Origin of the sequence: Moorena sp. SIO2C4 (assembly GCF_010672485.1) — a bacterium.
Classification (GTDB): domain Bacteria; phylum Cyanobacteriota; class Cyanobacteriia; order Cyanobacteriales; family Coleofasciculaceae; genus Moorena; species Moorena producens.
The window spans coordinates 1-2,927 of sequence record NZ_JAAHGN010000969.1 but is presented as its reverse complement, the minus strand read 5'-3'; the positions used below and the strand labels follow the sequence as shown (position 1 = coordinate 2,927).

The 2,927-nt window shown below is 37.4% G+C and carries 2 protein-coding genes and 1 pseudogene; all 3 read right to left on the bottom strand.

Translation table 11 applies throughout. The features are described from left to right. Positions 1 to 116 (bottom strand): annotated as a pseudogene (locus F6K20_RS32220) (IS630 family transposase); the annotation flags it as partial. Between the two features lie 942 nt (positions 117 to 1,058). Continuing rightward, positions 1,059 to 1,751, bottom strand: coding sequence for a PilZ domain-containing protein (locus F6K20_RS32215; RefSeq protein WP_008179908.1), 693 nt, complete (start codon positions 1,749 to 1,751; stop codon positions 1,059 to 1,061). A gap of 382 nt (positions 1,752 to 2,133) precedes the next feature. Next, a complete protein-coding gene (locus F6K20_RS32210; protein WP_008179910.1) occupies positions 2,134 to 2,346 on the bottom strand; it encodes a HetP family heterocyst commitment protein in 213 nt (70 codons plus the stop codon). Between the last annotated feature and the right edge of the window lie 581 nt (positions 2,347 to 2,927).

The window sequence follows — 2,927 nt, the reverse complement described above, 5'->3', positions numbered from 1 at the left end:
CAACCCAAAACTTCAGCAATTTCTAACTGTGTTTTTCCACTATTCAACAACAGCAAAATTAAAATACGTTCTCTAATATTTCCATTTTCTTCTATTTTTAAGGCTTTTTGAAGTATTGTTTTTTGCTGTCAGATAATTTTTTGCTGGCATATTTCCTATTATTGGGTTATTTATTAATTTTTATTATACCAATTTAAATGCCGAACAGCTTAGCATCGGAATTGTTTACAACTTGCATTTGCCTCAATTAACTTTCTTCCCATCCCCCCATGCCTCCATCAATGTTTACAATTCAGATGTAAACGGAAAAGCTATTACCAGGTTACTATAGCAATCCTAAATCATTTGTAAAATCACTGGACTTTTTAAAAACTAGCTCCAACTCCTGTTCCTTCGGGTGCATCTCATATTTGTAAAAAATAAGGAAAGTGTGGGAAGTGTGGGGCGGGGGCGCGGGAAGTGTGGGGCGGGGGCGCGGGAAGTGTGGGGCGGGGGCGCGGAGATTTTATTATAATTTTTGCCTAATTGCATGCATTGAGATGCACCCTGTTCCTTCTGCCTTCTGCCTTCTGCCTTCTGCCTTAAAGCAGCCCATTTCTTTCACGAATCAGATAGGATTGCTATAGGTTGCTAGGTTAAAGGTTATCTTCTGAACCTTGGCCTTTCGGCCACGCTACGCGAACAAGCAAACAAGCTTCAACCTGGAATTTCTACCTGGTGTGTTCATGTTCGAGTATGGGTCAATAGTTAACTGATTATTTTGTATTTACTTTCTAAACTAATTAATACCATTAAGAAATCCCCTGCCTTCAGGCAGGGGATTTAACCTAAGTGCTCATATCTATATTGTAGCTAAATAATGGCACATCCTCACTAAAATTAATAATTTTAAACTAAATTAATTGCTATAACTAAAATGATTAATTTTTAACAACCCCCATTGGTTTATCAGGAATTTTTTGTGAAAATAGGGCAAATAAAAACAGAAAGCTTAAGTTCATAACCTTAACCCTTAATATAATCCTGCCAAAATAGATAATTAATCTAACTTGGTATTATTACTCTAGGTGACGACATGGGATCAGAAATGTAGCACCTAATAAGACCAAACTAGCCATTGTTATTGGCTCAGGAGCAGACTCTAAATCATCAACACTCACTAAAGATTGATTAAACTTAAATCCAATCGGATGCTGCCTAGGAGATTGCTCCCAGCTGAAGCTAGCTTCATCAGTGGGATTTTGACTTGCTACCCAAGAGATACGATCATTAAGACCCTCCAGCAAAATACTGAGAATAGAGCCTGGTGCAACGGTTTGACTACTAGCTGACTGAGCAAGTGCAGAAACTATACAGGCAGCAGCAGCAAACGTTTTCAGTAATACTTTGAACTGAAAGTGATTGCTGAAGATAAGTTGTTTCCGTTCTAATAGTGTATTAAGCTTGACTGGTGAGATATCTAAAAACTTCACTCCTGCTTCATATTTAGCTGGTGAATCTAAACCAATTTTCCTTTGCCAGGCAATTTTCACCATAGAAGTAGCTGTGTAACTTATTCCTGGTAAGCAGAACTGAATTTTTTTATGCTCCCCAGTTTTTAAGGGTTTGTTAATGTAAATTTTGCCACCGCCTTGACTCAGATTAACTACTAAATCATTTTGATCTGAAATCAGTCCTTCTATCTGATAATTTAGTAAGGTGATATGACGCGGAAATTTCCTACGCTCTTTGAGTAAATGAGTGTTAGTCAAATTAATCTCCTGAAAGATAGGTGTTAGGAGTTAGGAGTTAGGGGTTAGGGGTTTGGTGTTTGGGGTACATCTGTTACTTGTAAATCTATAACTAAAGGAAGTGTGGGACCCAGGCGCGGGAAGTGTGGGGAGGGTGGGGAGAGGGGGAGATAGGGGGATTTTTATTAAGGGTAATTGTCATAACATGATATTAGTCTTCTATTGTCCTGAGTGTTTTTGCATGCATTGAGATGCACCCGGTGTTTGGTGTTTGGTTAATGGTTAATGGTTAATGAGTAATGGTTTTAGTACTTAATGCCTGATGGTTAATACCTAATACCTAGAGTCTAGAGCCTAGGATCTAGGATTTTTTAGTAATTTTTTATTTTGGTTGTCTTGATGATTAACACCTTTTGAGAATTTTTGATGGTTGAGAGGATGCAGTTTTATTCCGGTTGCCTAAGTTATAGTTTTGTTTGATTAACCGATTGTAAGTTCGATAGGGCATATATTGCAAAGGATTGTAGCCAGAAAACCGTAATATCAATACACAAGCCCAGGAATACTTGCCAGAAATAATTGCTTCTATAACTTGATTTAATTGTTCAGTACTCATAAATCTATCTATATAAAGGTAGATGCAGCTAAGCAAAGGGTTTACTTCACTTTAGCAACTCCTAAGGAAGTTGTGCTAGGTGAAGTGCTGAAATGATAGCAGATGGTAAGATTACCGATCCTGCTGTGTATAAATCTATTCTTTCGAGCATAGGTTTGCGTTTAGGTTTGCGTTCAGGTTTGATTTAGTAGGATTTATGTATGTTTATGTATACTTTTTTTTTTGGGTATATGAGCATCCAAAAAATGTTATAATTACTCATTAAAAACAAAATTTAAAGTCCATTAAAACTGCCATGAACCTTGACAAAGTCCATGGCAGTTAACTTATTGGATACTAGAGGGGCGACAAGCGCCCCTCTAGGTTAATAAGTATAAATAACTAATCAGATAATTCCAATTTCTGTGTAGGCTTGTTATAAATATAGCGTTTATCACAGTTATGAGGTACAGTATTCTTTGAAGCTGATTCCCTGTTAGGTGCGCTTGACCTTGGCGAATTAAATTCGCCACGGGTCGCACCTGAAGATGCAGCGCATCCCTATTACCTATTACCTATTACCTATTACCTATTACCTATTA

Coding starts and splice junctions, on each gene's coding strand:
- F6K20_RS32210 (WP_008179910.1), bottom strand. CDS start 2,346: ATGAGTACTGAACAATTAAATCAAGTTATAGAAGCAATTATTTCTGGC.